The sequence below is a fragment of the Neobacillus sp. B24 genome, from assembly GCF_055381825.1.
In genome coordinates, this window is sequence record NZ_AP035777.1 from 5,285,619 (window position 1) to 5,303,342 (window position 17,724).

Consider the following 17,724-nt stretch of genomic DNA (forward strand, 5'->3'; position numbering starts at 1 on the left):
ACAGGCCGGCCATATACCTGCCGGATGCTTTGTACTCTTTAGGTTATTATAAAACAGATAGTGAAAATCTATAATATTTAGAAAATACTCTTTCATTTAAAGGGAATGGCTGTCCGATACCAGACAGCCATTCCACTTATTCAATTGTCTAGCTCCAGCGGGCCAAGTCGCTTCTGCTTATCAATTTACGCACCTTTTTTATTCTTAGGATCGTCCAAGTTAGGGAAGTTGCCCTTCTTGGCTTCTTCATCATACCAGTCAGCATAGTGGCCTTTTGCCCACCAAGCAGGGACTTTACCAGTTACAACCCCTGACCAGCCTGGGCGTGAATGCTTGTGGATGACACTCAGATAAATGTGTCCGACAATAACCGCGATTCCCAATCCGAATCCAATGTTATGAAGCACATAGCCCCATTGAACTAATGCTCTTGGGAAGAATTCAGGAAACCACATGGTAAACCCGGATGCAATGACCAAAATGGCACAGAACATCTGAAGGATGGAGTTAATCTTTTCTCCGGCGTTAAAGAAAGTCTGTCTCACGTGATCAAACTTAAAGCCAAACAATTCTTTAACAAAGTTTCCGAAGAACGCCATATCACGTGCTTTCCAGGTGATCAATTCTTTAATCCATAGCGCAAACCACTTCGGGCTAAAAATTAACAGGATAAAGGTTGGTGTTATAAAGGCTACTGCGAAAATTCTATGCAACAGCCGTGCCATTTCCGGGCCGCCAAGAACCGGATACAGCCAGTCAAAAAATTCGGTATACATTGGCAGTGCCGTAATATAGAGAGCAAAGAATGAAAGACCATTAATAGCATGGGCCCACACAAATGCTTTTGGGAAACGCCTGATCTGTTCATTCGCCTTCGGGTGCTTCTGATAATTACTCATGGCTTTCACCACCATTCTCTTGCTCAGTTTTTTTACTGAAAATCTTATTCGTTACAAATGCACCGACAAGGGCCATCGTAGTTGCGCCAAGCATCATCTTGCCGATTGGCTGTGCATAATCCTTCCAGACAACTGCAGAGGTCGGAACCTTTGGATTTTCAGGAAGCCCGTACACAGATGGCTTTTCTGCTAAAACATAGACAGTGTGCGTTCCGCCAACGCCTTGTGGATTGTACACTTGGGCATTAGGGTAACGGTCTTTAATTTCCTGCACGCGCTTTTCAGCTTTTTGAATCATTGCTGCTTTATCGCCAAATTCCATGGCACCGGTGTGGCAAGTGGTAACACATGCTGGCTGCAAGCCCTCTTCTAAACGATCGGTACACATGGTGCACTTCTTCGATTTACGATATTCTTTACCATTTTTATCAATATAAGTTTTTAACGAAATCACTTCAAATGGACAGTTCTGCACACAGTAGCCGCAGCCTACACACTTGTCTTCATCAATAACCACAGATCCAAACTCCGTATAGCTGATTGCATTTTCAGGACAAACCTTTTCACAGGCTGCATCTGTACAATGGAAGCAGGCAGAGTGACGGAACAGATAGTCAAGGCCTCCTTTGGAGTTATCATGCTCAATATACTGAAGCACGTTCCATGTGTCTGCCGATACTTTTGGATGGGATTGGGAGCTGCCTTGGAACTGTGTTTCTTCAACAGGCAGGTCGTTCCAGTTTTTGCAGGCAACCATACAAGCTTTACAGCCGTCACATTTGGTTACGTCAACAAATTTCACATATTCTTTCGCCATTAGTCAGCCCTCCTTATATCACAAAGGAATGCTTTGTATTCAGGAATTTGCGTGTTGGCATCCCCAATGTGCGGAGTCAGGCGGTTTGCTGTATCTCCTGTTACAAATCCTTTATAGCCAAAGTGCCATGGCATTCCCACTTGGTGTACTACTTTTCCTCTAACTTTGAATGGTTTATACCGTTTGGTAACCATTGCGTAAGCAGTGATGTCCCCTCGTGCCGAGCTGACTTTGATCTTATCTTTATTCTTGATGCCTTTTTCTTTGGCAAGTTCTTCGCTGATTTCTACATACATGTACCCGGCAATTTCGGAAAGCCATTCCTGGTTACGTGTCATCGAACCTGATTGCCAGTGTTCTGATACCCGGTAGGTTGTCGCAATAATTGGATAGTCTGCTTTAAAGCCCTTCTTATTGAAGTCGCCTTCATGAATGACAACAGCAGGGTTTAACTCGACAGATGAGAAGGCATTTGGCACTGGGCTTTCAAATGGCTCGTAGTGCTCAGGGAATGGTCCTTCATTCATTGTTGGTGCGTAAAGCAAACCGACACCGTCTTTGTTCATCATGATTGCGCCAGTTCCTCCTGGTGCGGTAGGTGCCGTATCAACTTTAAAGTCAGGAACGTCGTTACCGACCCACTTGTTCTGAAGCGCATCCCACCAAATAACTGCCTTTTCCTTGCTGTATGGTACACCGTTTGCATCTGCGGATGCACGGTTGTAAAGAATCCTGCGGTTTGCAGGCCAAGCAAATGACCAGTTCAGGAAGTTGCCGCCGCCAGTATCTTTGTTATCGCGATTTTTGGAACGGTTCTTGCCTTCTTCAGGGTAGAAGCCGCTGTAAATCCAGTTACCGCTTGAAGTGGTACCATCGTCTTTTAATGCGCCGAATCCAGGAAGCAGTTTGCCTGTTGTCAGGTCATAGCCGTTGATTTCCTTTGCCACCATATCGAGGTCAGGTTCATGGCCGTCGCCATAGTTCCAATCAAGTGCAAGGAACGGTGCTGCTGCTGCGCTTGTATCACCTGCATACATCTTTTTGAGTTTAAGTGCCAGCTCATGAACGATATCAAGATCAGGCCGTGCTTCTCCTCTAGAATCGATTGCCTTCCAGCGGTATTGCATCCAACGGGAGCTATTGGAAATACTTCCTTCTTTCTCGAATGAGGCAGATGCTGGAAGCATGAATACTTCGGTATTAATTTTGGATGGGTCGCTGCCGGCTTCTTTTTTCCAGAATGCCGCAGTTTCGGTTTCCCAAAGGTCCACTGCAACGAGCCATTTTAAGTTGCCAAGTGCCTCTTTTTCTCTGCCCGCGTTTGGTCCGCCAACAACAGGGTTAGTTCCCCAAAGGAAAGCACCATCAAGCTCTTTATTGAACATGGCTTTGAATAAGAAAATGTGCGAGTAGTTCTTTGCACCTGGTTTAGGTAAGTACTGGTAGCCAAATTCGTTGGCTGCTGTTGCGTTTTGTCCGTACCATGACTTTAATAGGCTGACCACGAATTTCGGTCTGTTGCTCCAATATCCTGATGGAGGAGTTTCTTTTTTCAAGTAGCCCTCCAGTGTGACATGCTCAGGAACAGATTGCTTTGGAATGGCTAAGTAACCTGTTAAGTTATCCCATAATAAACCAAAGTCTGTAGAACCTTGAACGTTGGATTCACCGCGCATTGCGTTAATCCCGCCTCCAGGTAAACCAATGTTGCCGAGCAGCATTTGGATAATTGCAAAGGCACGAACGTTTTGTGAGCCGACTGTATGCTGGGTTGTACCCATTGCATAAAGAATGGTTCCGGATTTGCCAACTTTGCTAGTTTCACAGAATGCCTTATAGACTTTTAGCAAATCTTCTTTTGGTGTACCTGTTACAGATGCAACAGTATCCACATCATAGCGAGAATAATGCTTTTTCATTAATTGGAATACCGAACGAGGATTTTCCAATGTTGGATCCTTTACCGGTTTTCCATCCGCGTCTGCAGCAAGCGCCCATTTTGTTTTATCATAGCTGCGTTTTGCTTCGTCATAGCCGGAGAACAAGCCATCGTTGAAGTCATAGCCATCTGCTACAATAAATGATGCATTTGTATAGTTAACTACATAATCCTTATGAATAAGGTTATTATCCAGAGCGTATTTAATCATCCCGCCCATAAAAGCAATATCTGTACCAGAACGAAGCGGTGCGTAAATGTCAGACACTGCTGAAGTCCGTGTATAGCGCGGATCCACACTAATGATTTTTGCGCCTTTATCTTTTGCTTTTGTCAGCCATCTGAAGCTGATTGGATGGTTTTCTGCTGGGTTTGCGCCCATAATGAGAGCAGCATCTGTCCACTGAAGGTCATTCCAGTGGTTGGTCATTGCTCCACGACCAAATGAAGGTGCCAGACCGGCAACCGTAGAGCTGTGTCATATTCGTGCCTGGTGCTCAAGATAAACCACACCAAGCCCTCTCATTAATTTTGAAACGAGATAAGTTTCTTCGTTATCGAGTGCCGCGCCGCCAAGGCTGGCAATCTTTTCTGTTCTATTTACAGTGAAGCCGTTATCTGTTACGACAAATGACTTATCACGAGTTTCCTTTGTCCGTTTGGCAATGGTGTCCATCATCCATTCCCAATCTTTTTCTTCCCACTTATCGCTGCCTGGGGCACGGTAAAGTGGTTTGGTCAAACGTTTTTCAGAAGTGTATAACTGTCTTAATGTTGTTCCTTTGCTGCAAAGCTTGCCTTCGTTAATCGGGTTATCCGGGTCCCCTTCCGTATAAACCACTGTGTTATCTTTTGTATGGACTAGAATTCCGCAGCCCACACCGCAAAAGCAGCAAATGGTTGGTGTTACAGTTGCTTTGGCAATCTTGAATTCTTTTGATTTCGCATAGGCTTTTTTCTCATTAAAGCCCAGTTCAACAACAGCTAATGTAGCAGCGGTTGCACCGGAAAGCTTTAGAAACTGCCGGCGATTCAGGTTCAATTCAACCATTTTCAATCTCCTTCCCTTAACATGAATAGAACATCCCAATTTTTTTCTCTTTCTATCTGCTTACCCTCTCTTGGTCAATTCCCCCCTTCAAGGATTCTCTCCAGAACCGGTTCGACAGCTAAGTCGTTTTCGATTCTGCCTGCCGCGGTATAAATAGTTGCCATTTTCCCTCTTAAATAACCGACTATATCAATGTTCAAGTACCTGGCCAGCTGGACGGCCTGTTTGGTGGCAGCTGTCCGTGAGCCGATGACAGGAAAGCCAAATTTGGCTGCTTTAGAGAGCATTTCATATGAAACCCTTCCGGTTGTAAGCAGAAGTAACCGTTCGGGCTGTAACCGTTTTCTAATGGCGTGACCGATAATTTTGTCGACTGCATTATGCCGCCCAATATCCTCGCGAATGGTAATATTGCCGGATTCGTCTACAATACAGGCCCCGTGCATGCCGCCCGTTTCGAGATAAAAACGGGAATTTTGCGCAAATTCAGCCCGCTTTTTTAACAGATAGCTAAGCTGATAGGTTTTATCCGTGGATACTTTATCGAATTGTTTCACATCGGTCATTGAGAAAAATGTGACACCTCTGCCGCAGCCTGCTGTGTAGTGCTTTTTCTTCGAAAAGATCTGTTCTTCATCAAAGTCAGTGCAAAGCAATACATGGATGCTGCCCTGTTCTTCATTGATCACGATGGATTCGATATCAGATGCATCCTGAATAAATCCTTCAGAAAACAAATATCCGTAAGTCCAGTCCTCAAGGTCGAATTTTGTCAGTTGGAATACAGCCATCTCGTACCCATTTATGATTAAGGAAATCGGATATTCATCGGGACAACCTTTATGATTCATTGTTTGTTCCCTCCTCCAAAGGAATATTTGTGTTTCTATATTTTTCATTGTAAGAATGGTAGCTACCCGAGACAGCGATTTTCATCACACTGCAGAAGCATGCTCCTTTTTACGGAGGGACTTTTGGGGGATATCTACCATTTTAAAGCCAATTAAACCCTTGAATTCATGCATATTTGACAAATTTCTTTCTTTTTTGCAACAGAAATTCTACAATTTTGTGAACTCGCAAGTTAAGCAACATGGCAACGTTATTTACCAGGGTCATGTAAGCGATTGCATCCACCAGTTTGCGCTGGTGCCAACTGTTCTTTATCCTCATCGTACGCCCCCAGCCTCTCTCTGTAAGTGCCAAAAGTCACGCAAACCACCGCTTGGACCCCTTGATGTTGCAATCGTCACTTTTCTGTCAAATTAACGTTTGTTACTGTTTAATAAGTGGCAGTGTTAGATATGGTGTCAGGCACCATCCGTGGACAATTTTCCTGTTTTGTCCACGTGGGGTGGACACTTGCGGGTCCATTTTTACCGCCCTTGTTCCTGTATGAATTTGTAATGCGTGGGATATGTTATTTTTTTGTTATTGAATTATAATAAGAAGGTGAATTTAAGGCATTTAAGGGAGGTTTACATAATGACAATTAAGAAGGTAATGACGATTGCCGGTTCTGATACGAGCGGCGGTGCGGGGATCCAGGCCGATTTAAAGACATTTCAAGAGCTTGGCGTATATGGTATGACGGCCCTGACAACGATTGTAACAATGGATCCGAAAAACAATTGGTCTCATAGTGTGTTCCCGATTGACGTGGCAGTCCTTGAAAAGCAGCTTGACACTATCCTGTCCGTCGGAATTGACGCAATGAAAACCGGAATGCTCGGTACCGTGGAAATTATTGAATTAACAGCCAAAACCATCGATGCTAACAAACTTGAACGTGTTGTCATCGACCCTGTTATGGTGTGTAAGGGTGAGGATGAAGTTCTAAATCCGGAAACGGCAGATGCTTTGCGTGAGCTGCTGGTTCCGCGGGCACTCGTTGTGACTCCAAACCTATTTGAGGCTGGCCAGCTTGCCGGCATGAAAACACCAAAAACAGTTGAGGAAATGAAACAGGCAGCAGTTAAAATTGTAGATTTAGGGGCGAAAAATGTTGTCATAAAAGGCGGCAGTAAGCTTCAGGCAGAAGAAAACTCCGTTGACCTTTTCTATGATGGAAAAGAATTCAGAATCTACGAAACGCCTAAGTTTAATACCACGTATACTCATGGCGCAGGTTGTACTCATTCCTCCGCGATTACAGCAGGACTTGCCAAAGGCCAATCAGTCTATGAGGCTGTTGAGGTTGCCAAGGAATTCGTCGCAGCTGCGATCTCTCAAGGCTTCCGCTTGAATGAATTCGTCGGCCCAACCTGGCACGGCGCTTATCGCAGCAGCAAGTCTGTTACAGAGTTCTGCGACGATTGTGAAGAATAAATAGCATAGTTGATTGGAGTCGGCCCTAGTGGCTGGCTCTTTTATTTAGTTCAGGGGCGATTCGCAAATAGAACTGCTATAACCGCAAATAGAACGAGATAATTCGCAAATAAAACTAGCAACCGCGCAAATAAAAAGCGGAAATTCGCAAATAAAGTTTGCACTCCTCTTTTCCGAGCACGAATTTAGCATTTTTTTACTGATTTTAGTATGATTAAAACACTATTAATTAAAATTAATCAGTAGCTATTATTTTTTAAGAAGGGAAGGGAGTCAGGTTTGGAGTCAGTTGACATTAAAAAAGTTCAAGAACTTATCAATTCCTTTGCAAACAAAGATGTCTATATCCATCTAGAAACAACAAACGGCGCTTATGCATCCCATCATAACCAGGCATTCTTCTCAGCGGGAGCCTACATCCGCAATGCCCTCGTCAACTATGAGCTGGGAAAAATCACCGGCAACGGCCCCTTTCGCGTGGGTTTGAAAATTAACCTTGGCTGGGTCTATGCCGAAGGAATCACCCATTATGAATTCGATGAGCAAGGCAGGCTATTAATGGCCGGCCACGATTATAACGGAAAGCTTGCGGTAGCGCTGGAAATCAGCGAAACCCCGTTTGAATAGAAAGGAGCGCACATATTATGGAAAAAGAACGTCATGTGCTCGTAGTCTTTCCGCACCCAGATGACGAGGCTTTTGGTGTATCCGGAACGATTGCCACCCATGTAAAAAACGGCACACCGGTCACCTATGCCTGTCTGACTCTGGGAGAGATGGGGCGGAACATGGGTAATCCTCCGTTCACCAACCGGGAAAATCTCCCGAAAATCCGGAAAGAAGAATTAAAAGAAGCTGCACGGGCTCTCGGCATCCAAGATCTGCGCATGCTTGGCTTCCGCGATAAAACAGTTGAATTTGAGGACGAATCAAAACTGACCAACATCATCTCCGGATTGATACAGGAATTAAACCCGTCACTCATTATCACTTTTTATCCAGGCTATTCCGTGCATCCCGATCACGAGGCCACCGGTGCAGCTGTTGTCCGTGCCGTGGAGAAACTGCCAAAGGCCGCACGGCCAAAATTGCACTGCGTTGCCTTCTCTAATGACTGCGTTGAAAAGCTTGGCGAGGCTGACATCATCAACAATATCACCCCTGTCGCTGAAACAAAGCTTGCTGCGATTAAAGCACACCGGTCGCAAACAGAGACCATGTTTGTTGACATGGAGGAAAAACTCAAAAACCAGGATCCGCAAATCATGGTCTGGGTCAACAATGAACGGTTTTGGACGTACAAATTTACTGATTAATCATCATACAAAAAAGGACAGAACCACCGCCGGAAGCATTTTTCCAAAGCGAATGGGTCTGTCCTTTTACTTTTTGGCTCTGTAATTATATTTTGTTGATTTCGTATAGATTTGAGAATTCTTAGGCGGAGAATTTCCGTTTATTGTATAAACAGGGATCTAAAGTAGCCGAAATAAGCGGAGGAATTTCCTTTATCTGTTCAAAATTAACCAAAATTCAAAGATTTTCACCATATAAGCGGAAAAACTTCCTTTATTTTTAAGGAAATAAGGGTATTTCCCAATTTAAACGGAATTTCTACGCTTATTTCTCCAAACAAAATCAAATCAATATTCAGCTTATTTTTTAATAATCCCGATGCATCAACGTACAGAACTTGCACCAGTCGAGAATGATAATTTTCCTAGATCTTAATTCGATCATATCTTCCTTTTTCAACTTCGAAAACACGCGGCTGACACTTTCACGTGTTGTCCCGACAATCGTGGCAAATTCCTGAACTGTTAACGGAATTTCTATTCCCCATCTCTTGCCATCGTGATTAAACTTCCTTCCCATCCGCTCAAGTGTCCTGACAGTTTTGGCATAGACGTCCAGCAAGGCGGTATCGCGCAGCTGTGAGGTCATGTCCCGCAGTACCTCGCTCATATAGCTGATCATTTGCATTGCCAGTTCCGGGTGCTCGGCGATATCCTTTTCCAGCTCCTGTTTATCCAAAAAGAAAAGCTTCCCGTTCTCCAACATCGTTGCTGTCGCTGGATAGTATTGTGTCATGCGGGTAAACAGACAAGCCTCGGCGAAAATGTCACCTTTTTGTTTCACACAAACAATGATCTCATTGCCGTTTTCATCCTCTTTCGTCAGCTTCACCGCTCCGGAATGAACAAAGAAAACCCCTCTTGCCTCCTCATCCTCCGAGATAATCCGATCACCCTTTTTAAGCTCAAAGATGACGACCCTTTTTTCAATCACTTGCAGTGATTTCGGAGACAAATCCTTGAAGATAACAATTTTCCGAAGTAATTCCTCCTTGTTCAACTCCTGATAAACAGACAAGTTCGGCTCCTTTATACAGTTGACCCGACTCATGTTAACACCACCTTCATGTGTTTTTTCAATAATTACCACCTATTGTAAATTGTTTTCCCCGCTAATGTAGTGACATGTTTCACAATCATTCTTTTTTAAAAGAAACCTTACATTTGACCTATGTCACAAAACGTTCATTTTTCAAAAATCCTTATATGACAAGGCTTTCATCTCTCATTCACAAAACGTTCAAAATCCCACAAAACATAGTGACGTGGGTCACAATTTATTACCACTTCTGGGTTTAGGATAAGGGTGTTCAATCGACAAAAAGGAGGGGGACAAACTTGCAAAAAGCAATCATTAGCTTTGTCATAAGTCTATTGCTCGGGTTCGGGCTTGGCTATCTTGTATTTGATGTCGTAATGGGGGGCAGTGACGATGCTCCTAAAGTGGCTCAAGCAGACGATAAAGAAACTCCAGCGGCTACGGAAGAAAGCACACAGTCCAAGGAGGACACCGCTGCTACAACCGCAACACCAGCCAGCGACAATATCCTGAATAAAAAAGGATGCTTAGGCTGTCACTCTGTAGAATCTCTTGATTTGAAAGGCGGAGCAACAGGTCCAGATCTTTCAAAAGCGTTTGAAAACGTCGAAGGCAAGCACGGCAAGCCAATACAAGAATTCTTAAAAGAACCAACTTCAGCTGTAATGTCAGGTGTCATTGGCGGCAATCCGCTGACTGATGAAGAACGTACACAAGTTGTCGATATGTTAAAACAAGCATCAGAAAAATAAATTCACAAGGTGGTGTTAATGGAATGAAGAAATGGGTTCCAATTGCTTCTGGTTTATTAGCCGGATTTGTTGCAGCGACGATTTCCTTCGCGGACTTCTCGTCCAATGCGAAAACCGAAACCGCTTCCGTCAACAAAGGCGATGCTGAAAAGGTTTATGTTCCATTTGGAAAAAAGGATGACTACTATTTATTTGCATCAGGCGGCCACTCCGGTCAAATGTTTATTTACGGTGTGCCTTCGATGCGCCATATCCGTACCGTTCCGGTCTTCTCGCCGGATTCTGCAACAGGCTACGGCTTTGATGAACATTCCAAGAAATTACTGGGTGACTACACATGGGGCGACCTTCACCACCCGGCATTTTCGGAAACAAATGGCGATTATGATGGTAAATACATGTTTGCCACAGATGTCGGCAACAGCCGTGCTGCGGTTATGGATCTAGAAACTTTTACTGTTAAAGATATTATCAAAGTTCCAAACACAAGCGGCCCGCACTGTGCAGCCTTCGTAACTGAAAATACGGAGTATATGTTCCTGCCAACCCGTTTTGCTGTACCGCTTGGCCAGAAATATGAAAATCTTGATGATTACAGCACAAAATACCGCGGGGTTATGTCTGCTGTAACGTTCGACGAAAAAAATACCAAGCTTAATGTTGAATACCAGGTTGCTCTTCCGCCATGGTCCTATGACCTGTCTGATGCTGGTAAGAAAGGCTCGGCAGATTGGGCTGTTATGACAACCTATAATACAGAAGAAGCAACAACCAATCTTGAAATCAACGCGTCACAAGCGGACCGTGATTATATTGTTCTATTTAACTGGAAAGAGCTTGCCCAAATGGTCAAGGACGGAAACTATGAAGATGTTGATGGCCAAAAAATGATTTTCCCTGAAAAACAAAAGGGCGGCATCTACTTGGTTCCTGTAGCTAAATCACCGCACGGTGTTGACGTAACACCTGACGGAAAACACTTCATTGCTTCCGGTAAACTTGCCCCTGCGATGACCGTTTTCTCATTTGAAAAAGCATTTAAAGCTGTTGAAAACAAAGATTTCTCTGGCGAACGCAATGGCATCCCAGTTTTAAAATATGAATCTGTTATGGAACGTGAAGTCAATCCCGAAAACGCTCTTGGACCGCTTCATACCCAGTTCGATGATAAAGGAATGGCTTATACAACCATGTTCATCTCTTCTGAAATCGTGAAATGGGATCCGAAGACAGGTAAAACATTAGACCGCGTGCCTGTACAATATTCACCAGGTCACTCTGTTGCCGCTGAAGGCGACACTGTTGCTCCTGACGGCAAATGGCTTGTAGCTTTAAACAAAATTGCCAAAGACACTTACTTATCTGTTGGACCATCTCACCCAGAATCAATGCAGTTAATCGATCTGAGCAGCAGCAAAATGAAGGTCATTCAATCTGCTCCGGTTAACCCTGAGCCGCACTATGCTCAGATGATTAAGGCCGACAAGATTAAAACAATAGAAGTCTATGAAAAAGATGAAAATAACAAAGACGCCGTCTATAAAAAAGATGACGCCAAGATTGTCCGCAACGGCAATAAAGTCGATGTTTACGGAATTGCCATGCGCTCGAAGTTCATTTTTGACGCCAAAGCCAAACGCCCTGACGTAATTGAAGTGAACGAAGGAGATGAGGTCACCATCCATCTGACCAACATCGATTTCGATGAAGACATCACTCACGGCTTTGCCATCAACAGCTATGATATGAACATTGAAGTCCAGCCTGGACAAACTAATACGATCAAATTTACTGCTAATAAAGCCGGTACATTCCCGATCTACTGTACAAACTTCTGCTCGGCCTTGCACCAAGAAATGACCGGCTACTTCCTTGTAAAACCAAAGCAATAAACAGAAAAGCGAAAGCGCCTTGCCCAGGGGCGACAGGCATAAGACGAACCGGCGAGAAGGCTGCTCTTTAGCCTTCTTGACGGATTGGCTTATGACCCCGAGCCCCTAGGCGCTGCAGCTAGACAAAAGTATTAGCGGTGGGTATCAATGTTTCATTGATACCCACACTCATTATAAAAGGAGTCTTAAAGTTGAATGATAATAAGAAAAGACTGAAACTATCGCTTACTTCTTCATTACTGATTGGACTTTCTGCTATCTTGATCATTATCTCTATGTTTTTCCCATGGTGGAGGATGCTGTTTATTGCGCCGCAATATCCGGAAGGGTTAAACATCATCGTCTATCCGAACAAATTGGAAGGCGAAATTGATATCATAAACGGGCTTAATCATTATATCGGCATGTCCAACTTTAGTGCAGAAAATTTCCCTGAACTGGGCTACCTGATTTACCTTATCGGCGGATTAGCTGTCCTCACTCTAATCACAGCTTTACTCCGCAATAAAAAAGTGCTGTACGGATTGATCGGTATTTTTATGATTGGCGGGGCCGCAGGCATTTGGGATTTATATTCTGCATTAAAACGATACGGTTCTAATCTTGATCCAAAGGCGCCGATTCAAATGGACCCATTTGTTCCGCCAATTATTGGTGAAAATACCGTGGCAAACTTTATTACCCACAGTATCCTGGGCACAGGTGTCTATTTTGTGATTGCCGCGTTTATTTTATTATTAATTCCGTTATGGAAGGATCGAAAAGTGAAATGAAAAAACTAACGCTCCTATCTTTCATTTTTTCTCTCTTCTTTATCATGAAACCAGAGGAATATATGGCAGCCGGTAACCTGCAGGCGACAATCGACTCCATGAAAGAAGGGGCGGTATTGAAGCTCGAGGGTAAAACATACGAAGGCAATATCGTTATTACCAAACCGCTTACGATTATTGGCACCAAGAACACCGTAATCAAAGGGGACGGTAACGGAAACGTAATTTCCGTTAAAGCGCCGAACGTCAAACTAAAGTCTTTGAATGTTACCCACGGCAGCATGAACCGCAACTCGGCTGAGGAATACGCGGCCATCAAGATTTACAGTAACAACAATGTGGTCGAGCACGTAACGATAACCGACTCCTTTCACGGAATTTATTTAAGCCAGGCCCATTACAACAAAATTGAATATGTAAATATCAAAGGTCTGGGCAAAGGCGAAATTGCAGCCCAGGGCAACGGCTTCCACGTTTATTACGCAAACGACAACCTGCTTGCCCATAACAAAATAGAAGGCACCCGTGACGGGATGTTCTTTGATTACGCCAATCGCAACAGTATTTATGACAACAACATCACGGGCACCCGCTACGGTTTGCATTATATGTATTCCGACGAAAATACGTTTAAACACAATACGTTCACCATGAACCAGGGCGGCGCCGCCATCATGAATTCCAATGGCCTTACCCTTACAAACAATCAATTTATCGTCAACTATGGCAACCAATCCTTTGGATTATTACTACTGCAATCAAATGAGAATCATATTCAAAACAATTTATTTTACATGAACCAGCGCGGGCTTTATATTGACCAAGCGACACGCAACGAGATTCGCAACAATAGAATCATTCAAAATCAAATTGGAATTGAGCTTTGGGCCAGTTCCAATCAGCAAATTTTTGCATTAAACACGATATCCGACAATACGATCCCCGCCGTCACCATCGGGGGAAGCGGCGAAGGCAATGCTTGGAGCGAGCATGGCAAAGGCAATAATTGGGGCTCAACCTTCCCGCTCACCGACCTCGACCAAAACGGCATCGGGGATTTTCCGATAACCTATCATTCCTCCCTCCATCAGCTGATTGAGGCCCAGGAATTAACGAATTTCTTTTTAAAAAGCCCTGCGTTAAAAATCTATGAAAAAATAAATGCCACACAAAACGAAGATGAAATCATGTTTAACGACCCACACCCGCTTGTACCCAAAAAGGGCAGCCATTCTCCGATTTGGCTGGCAGCGCTCGGGGTGCTTGCTGTGTTGATTTTTCTAAAGGGGAGACAGCGATATGCCTTACGTTTGGAAGGAATGGAAGGAAAACCTAAGAGGTAAAGGCTTGTGGCTCGCACTTAGCATTATTGTACTGATCTCGGTCAGCATGCTGTTTAAGTCAGCCAGCCTATCGTTTGATAAAGGCTTCTACATTCTGCTAATCAATCTGTTTGATACAATCATTTATTTTATTCCGATTCTGTGCCTGTTTATCGGAGCGTTTTCGATATTTCAGGAAAAGGAACAGAAAACACTGATTATGCTGCTGACCAAGCAGGACAACTATCCTAGCTTTTTAGTAAAAAAGAGCCTTGCTCTCTATACCGTTGTCCTAGTGCCGCTCTTTGCCTGGTTTTTCCTATATCTACTGTTATTAAAGTTTCAATTTGAGGCCGACTTTGGCGGCTACATGATCTTTGTCGTCAGCATCCTGATTATGGCCTTGATCTTCCTCCAAATGGGCGCGGCTATCGGCAGCTTTTCCCGTTCGCGGATGCAGATTATCGGCTATAGTATTTTCGTCTGGTTTTATTTCTTCTTCCTGCATGATTTTATCCTGCTATCACTCTTGCCGGATGTTACTTACGAAAATGTAAAAATCTTTTCGCTCTTCTACTTTTTAAATCCGCTTCAGGCCGTGCGGATGTTTATGGAGACAGGCATGGGCGTCTATTCGTTCGGCCATATGTCAAGGCTGCTCGAGGAGTTCATGTGGATGAAACCGGTGTTCTTCTTGGCCGGAAGCATGCTGCTTTGGCTAGTTGTTTCCTATTTGACTGCCGTGCTGTTTAACCGCAAGGAGGGCTACGAATGATCAACGTACAACACTTATATCAATCTTTTGGAAAAAAGAAGGTACTGGACGATATCAATTTGGAAATACAGCAGCAGGAAGTTTGTGCTCTTGTCGGCCATAACGGTGCCGGAAAGTCAACCTTCATTAACAGCTTGCTTGGGCTATTGCCGGTGGGGCAAGGCTCAATTTCGATTAATGGCGAGGCTGTAACGAAGAAAAACGGCGCATGGAAAAATGCCATTGCTTATCTGCCGGAAAAATTTATGCTGTATCCTAGCTTGACTGGGCTTGAAAACTTGACGTTTTTTGCAGAGGCTGTCGAAAAGAAGGCCGATGGTGCGCGGATGGAGCAGGCACTGCGGTCAGTGCGGCTGTGGGATGACCGCAACGAGCAGGTGAAGGGCTACTCAAAAGGGATGCTTCAGCGCCTTGGATTGGCGATTACACTATACCAGAATGCCAGTATATTGATTCTTGATGAACCGACAAGCGGCATTGACCCGATGGGCCGAAAGGAAATTTTAGAAGTCCTGAAGTCGCTTCATAACAAAACCATCCTGCTTTCCTCGCACCATCTGGATGAAATTCGCCAGGTCTGCACCCATGTTGCCTACCTGGAAGATGGAAAAATGGTAAAGTATACGGTGGAGCAATTTTTGGCAACACATAATTTGGGAGGATTAAGCTCATGAGAAAACAGTTGTTAGTGGCCCTGCTGCTACTGGTCGCAAGCTTGGCCGCCTGCAGTTCGGGTCCTGAGTATAATATAAAAGTAACCAATGATGTTTATTTCCAACTGGACCAACCTGGCACAATTGAAATCAAAGTAACAGAAGCCGGGAAACCGGTGAAAGATTTAAAGGTTTCTGCAGTATTGTCAATGTCCAATATGGACCACGGCACAAACAAAGTGAAGTTTGTTGAAACAGCAGAAGATGGAGTATACTCCGGGGAAGCTGATTTTTCGATGAGCGGTAAGTATGAGGCCGTATTCACGCTGGAAAAGGATGGCAAGAAGTCTGAAAAAGTGATTACCATCAATGTCGTAAAGGCTCAAGGCACAGCAAAAATTAACGGTGAATGGATTACGGCTGAGGATGTTGCTTTTTATAAGTTAATCAACCAGCTTCAGCTCGAGATTAACCGCGAGGCCGCCAAAAAGCAATACAGCGGGGCGCAATTGGAGGAACAATTAGCTTATTTGGATTCCCAGGAGAAGGTCGCCGAGGATAAAAACAATCTGTTAACACAGATCATCCGCCTGCGCTCAATGGCCATGCTTGCGGAGGAAAAAGGCCATAAAGCTGAAGCAGGCGAGGTCGACACTGCGGTGAACAAGGCCCGCAAGCAATATAATCAGTACGAATCAGCCAAGGCATTAATTTCTAAATACGGCGAGGATAAGTTTTGGGCTACCGAAAAGCAGCAATACGAAATGATCGTTTTGTCGCAAAAAGTCCAAAGTGACCTTATTGCCAAAGTCAAAAAGGAAAATCCAACCTACGGCGAGCAAGAAGTTATCTTCCAAGCTCAAAAACAGTATGAGGAATTGCTTGTTTCACAGGTGAACTCACTTAAAATAGAAATTCTGTAGTTATATCGATCGCAAATAGAATAGGGAAATTCGCAAATAAACGTGTCTTTTTCGCAAATAAAAAAGGAATTTCCGCAAATAAGACGAGCAATCAGTGAAGATTGCTCGTCTTATTCTTATTTTACATCCCGCAGCAGTACCCGATAGAGTTTGTCGTCTTGTTCATCAGGGGTACCGCGGCCATCGGTGTTGTTGCTGACGAAGTAGAGGTAGTCGCCGTCGATGAAGACGTCGCGGATGCGGCCGAGACCGGTGATCACTGGTTTTGTCCGGTCTTTCTTGATATCAAATTCCCTGACAGCGTTACCTCGCAATGCCGCGACATACAACTTTTCATCCCCTGACGCAGCCATACCTGATGGTGCCCAAGTCTCATCACCCGATTGAAACAAGGGGGTTTCCATACCGGATTGCTTCTGACGCCCCTCAATCACTGGCCAGCCGTAGTTGGCTCCCGGCTTAATCACATTAATCTCATCGTGTGCAGATTGTCCGTGCTCACTGGCATATAGCGTCGAACCAATCCACACCAACCCCTGCGGATTGCGGTGCCCATAGCTGTAAACGTACGAATCTGCTCCAAACGGATTATCCCTAGGAATTGTTCCGTCCAAATTCATCCGTAATATTTTTCCGTTAAGAGAGGCCCGGTCTTGCGCGGAATCCTTTACGGTGGCGTCGCCTGTCGTAATATACAGCTTGTCATCAGGGCCAAGCTTTATCCGCCCGCCATGGTGGTACGCAGCACTCGGTATCCTATCTAACAAAATATCCGCTTCAGTCCAAGAAGTACCGTCATTTTTCAAGATAACGACACGGTTAAATTGTTCGTCCCCCTCAGAATAGGTGTAATAAGCATATGCTTGTTTTGACGCCGCAAAATCAGGAGCAAGTACAAAACCCAATAACCCGGCCTCTGCAGCCTCCGCCAACGGTTTCCGCAACACCACTTGCTGCCGTTCCACATTCCCATCTTTAATCACTGCGATGCTTCCTGTTCGTTCACTGATGTAAAAAGCTCCATCCACCTTATTGATTGACCAAGGCACAGATAAATTTTCCGCCACCACTTCCACATCTTGCTGCAGTACAATCGCCTCATCCCCAGGATCCTCTTTTTCAACAGAAGAACAACCTGAAACCAGCAGCATGACCATCAGTAACATCGAGCATAATCGCAACATACGCCTAGCCGCGCCCCTCCTT

16 protein-coding genes and 1 pseudogene are annotated in these 17,724 nt (G+C 44.4%); 10 read left to right on the forward strand and 7 right to left on the reverse strand.

From position 1 onward, the window contains the following. Positions 1 to 185 precede the first annotated feature (185 nt). From ACZ43M_RS26010 to fdhD, 5 genes and pseudogenes are all read right to left on the reverse strand, one after another. A complete protein-coding gene (locus ACZ43M_RS26010; protein WP_464505406.1) occupies positions 186 to 899 on the reverse strand; it encodes a formate dehydrogenase subunit gamma in 714 nt (237 codons plus the stop codon). Beyond that, positions 892 to 1,716, reverse strand: coding sequence for a 4Fe-4S dicluster domain-containing protein (locus ACZ43M_RS26015; RefSeq protein WP_464505407.1), 825 nt, complete (start codon positions 1,714 to 1,716; stop codon positions 892 to 894). Before ACZ43M_RS26015 ends, ACZ43M_RS26010 begins: the two co-directional genes overlap by 8 nt. Then, a pseudogene (gene fdnG / locus ACZ43M_RS26020) lies at positions 1,716 to 4,121 on the reverse strand (formate dehydrogenase-N subunit alpha); the annotation flags it as partial. The pseudogene fdnG and the gene ACZ43M_RS26015, both read right to left, overlap by 1 nt. Positions 4,122 to 4,133: 12 nt before the next feature. After that, complete coding sequence (locus tag ACZ43M_RS26025; protein WP_464505408.1) at positions 4,134 to 4,706, reverse strand: twin-arginine translocation signal domain-containing protein; 573 nt, start codon at positions 4,704 to 4,706, stop codon at positions 4,134 to 4,136. 74 nt (positions 4,707 to 4,780) lie between these two features. After that, positions 4,781 to 5,557: a formate dehydrogenase accessory sulfurtransferase FdhD gene (fdhD, locus tag ACZ43M_RS26030; RefSeq protein ID WP_464505409.1), complete on the reverse strand. Its 777-nt coding sequence runs from the start codon at positions 5,555 to 5,557 to the stop codon at positions 4,781 to 4,783. 634 nt (positions 5,558 to 6,191) lie between these two features. On the opposite strand from fdhD, the gene pdxK reads away from it, so the two are divergent. The 3 genes from pdxK (at position 6,192) to bshB2 (ending at position 8,350) form a co-directional block, all read left to right on the forward strand. Then, on the forward strand, positions 6,192 to 7,034 hold the full coding sequence (gene pdxK / locus ACZ43M_RS26035; protein WP_464505410.1) for a pyridoxine/pyridoxal/pyridoxamine kinase: 843 nt from the start codon (positions 6,192 to 6,194) through the stop codon (positions 7,032 to 7,034). 279 nt (positions 7,035 to 7,313) lie between these two features. Then, entirely contained in the window at positions 7,314 to 7,661 is a 348-nt protein-coding gene (locus ACZ43M_RS26040; RefSeq protein ID WP_464505411.1) for a YojF family protein, read from the forward strand. A 17-nt stretch (positions 7,662 to 7,678) separates the two neighbouring features. Next, entirely contained in the window at positions 7,679 to 8,350 is a 672-nt protein-coding gene (gene bshB2, locus ACZ43M_RS26045; protein ID WP_464505412.1) for a bacillithiol biosynthesis deacetylase BshB2, read from the forward strand. A gap of 346 nt (positions 8,351 to 8,696) precedes the next feature. On the opposite strand, the gene ACZ43M_RS26050 is transcribed toward bshB2, so the two are convergent. Further along, positions 8,697 to 9,440, reverse strand: coding sequence for a Crp/Fnr family transcriptional regulator (locus ACZ43M_RS26050; RefSeq protein WP_464505413.1), 744 nt, complete (start codon positions 9,438 to 9,440; stop codon positions 8,697 to 8,699). Between the two features lie 287 nt (positions 9,441 to 9,727). Here ACZ43M_RS26050 and ACZ43M_RS26055 point away from each other — a divergent pair, with 287 nt between their 5' ends. The 7 genes from ACZ43M_RS26055 (at position 9,728) to ACZ43M_RS26085 (ending at position 16,518) form a co-directional block, all read left to right on the forward strand. Beyond that, a complete protein-coding gene (locus ACZ43M_RS26055; protein WP_464505414.1) occupies positions 9,728 to 10,180 on the forward strand; it encodes a cytochrome C in 453 nt (150 codons plus the stop codon). Between the two features lie 23 nt (positions 10,181 to 10,203). Then, the gene (nosZ, locus tag ACZ43M_RS26060) at positions 10,204 to 12,072 is read left to right on the forward strand and encodes a Sec-dependent nitrous-oxide reductase (RefSeq protein WP_464505415.1); all 1,869 of its coding nucleotides are present in this window, start codon (positions 10,204 to 10,206) and stop codon (positions 12,070 to 12,072) included. Positions 12,073 to 12,263: 191 nt separating this feature from the next. Beyond that, positions 12,264 to 12,845 carry a hypothetical protein gene (locus ACZ43M_RS26065; RefSeq protein ID WP_464505416.1) on the forward strand — a complete coding sequence of 194 codons (582 nt, stop codon included), beginning with the start codon at positions 12,264 to 12,266 and terminating at the stop codon, positions 12,843 to 12,845. After that, positions 12,842 to 14,188, forward strand: a complete 1,347-nt coding sequence (gene nosD, locus ACZ43M_RS26070) for a nitrous oxide reductase family maturation protein NosD (protein WP_464505417.1) — start codon at positions 12,842 to 12,844, stop codon at positions 14,186 to 14,188. The genes ACZ43M_RS26065 and nosD overlap by 4 nt, the downstream gene beginning before the upstream one ends. Then, a complete protein-coding gene (locus ACZ43M_RS26075) occupies positions 14,145 to 14,942 on the forward strand; it encodes an ABC transporter permease (RefSeq protein WP_464505418.1) in 798 nt (265 codons plus the stop codon). Before nosD ends, ACZ43M_RS26075 begins: the two co-directional genes overlap by 44 nt. Continuing rightward, the gene (locus ACZ43M_RS26080; protein ID WP_464505419.1) at positions 14,939 to 15,616 is read left to right on the forward strand and encodes an ABC transporter ATP-binding protein; all 678 of its coding nucleotides are present in this window, start codon (positions 14,939 to 14,941) and stop codon (positions 15,614 to 15,616) included. Before ACZ43M_RS26075 ends, ACZ43M_RS26080 begins: the two co-directional genes overlap by 4 nt. Further along, entirely contained in the window at positions 15,613 to 16,518 is a 906-nt protein-coding gene (locus ACZ43M_RS26085; RefSeq protein ID WP_464505420.1) for a FixH family protein, read from the forward strand. The genes ACZ43M_RS26080 and ACZ43M_RS26085 overlap by 4 nt, the downstream gene beginning before the upstream one ends. Before the next feature lie 116 nt (positions 16,519 to 16,634). Here the strand turns inward: ACZ43M_RS26085 and ACZ43M_RS26090 are convergent, their stop codons facing one another. Next, positions 16,635 to 17,702, reverse strand: a complete 1,068-nt coding sequence (locus ACZ43M_RS26090) for a PQQ-dependent sugar dehydrogenase (RefSeq protein WP_464505421.1) — start codon at positions 17,700 to 17,702, stop codon at positions 16,635 to 16,637. Positions 17,703 to 17,724 lie beyond the last annotated feature (22 nt).

Excerpts from the sequence above, each read along its gene's own strand:
- ACZ43M_RS26010 (WP_464505406.1), bottom strand. The coding sequence starts at position 899 with ATGAGTAATTATCAGAAGCACCCGAAGGCGAATGAACAGATCAGGCGT.
- ACZ43M_RS26015 (WP_464505407.1), bottom strand. The coding sequence starts at position 1,716 with ATGGCGAAAGAATATGTGAAATTTGTTGACGTAACCAAATGTGACGGC.
- ACZ43M_RS26025 (WP_464505408.1), bottom strand. The coding sequence starts at position 4,706 with ATGGTTGAATTGAACCTGAATCGCCGGCAGTTTCTAAAGCTTTCCGGT.
- fdhD (WP_464505409.1), bottom strand. The coding sequence starts at position 5,557 with ATGAATCATAAAGGTTGTCCCGATGAATATCCGATTTCCTTAATCATA.
- pdxK (WP_464505410.1), top strand. The coding sequence starts at position 6,192 with ATGACAATTAAGAAGGTAATGACGATTGCCGGTTCTGATACGAGCGGC.
- bshB2 (WP_464505412.1), top strand. The coding sequence starts at position 7,679 with ATGGAAAAAGAACGTCATGTGCTCGTAGTCTTTCCGCACCCAGATGAC.
- ACZ43M_RS26050 (WP_464505413.1), bottom strand. The coding sequence starts at position 9,440 with ATGAGTCGGGTCAACTGTATAAAGGAGCCGAACTTGTCTGTTTATCAG.
- nosZ (WP_464505415.1), top strand. The coding sequence starts at position 10,204 with ATGAAGAAATGGGTTCCAATTGCTTCTGGTTTATTAGCCGGATTTGTT.
- nosD (WP_464505417.1), top strand. The coding sequence starts at position 12,842 with ATGAAAAAACTAACGCTCCTATCTTTCATTTTTTCTCTCTTCTTTATC.
- ACZ43M_RS26075 (WP_464505418.1), top strand. The coding sequence starts at position 14,145 with ATGCCTTACGTTTGGAAGGAATGGAAGGAAAACCTAAGAGGTAAAGGC.
- ACZ43M_RS26080 (WP_464505419.1), top strand. The coding sequence starts at position 14,939 with ATGATCAACGTACAACACTTATATCAATCTTTTGGAAAAAAGAAGGTA.
- ACZ43M_RS26085 (WP_464505420.1), top strand. The coding sequence starts at position 15,613 with ATGAGAAAACAGTTGTTAGTGGCCCTGCTGCTACTGGTCGCAAGCTTG.
- ACZ43M_RS26090 (WP_464505421.1), bottom strand. The coding sequence starts at position 17,702 with ATGTTGCGATTATGCTCGATGTTACTGATGGTCATGCTGCTGGTTTCA.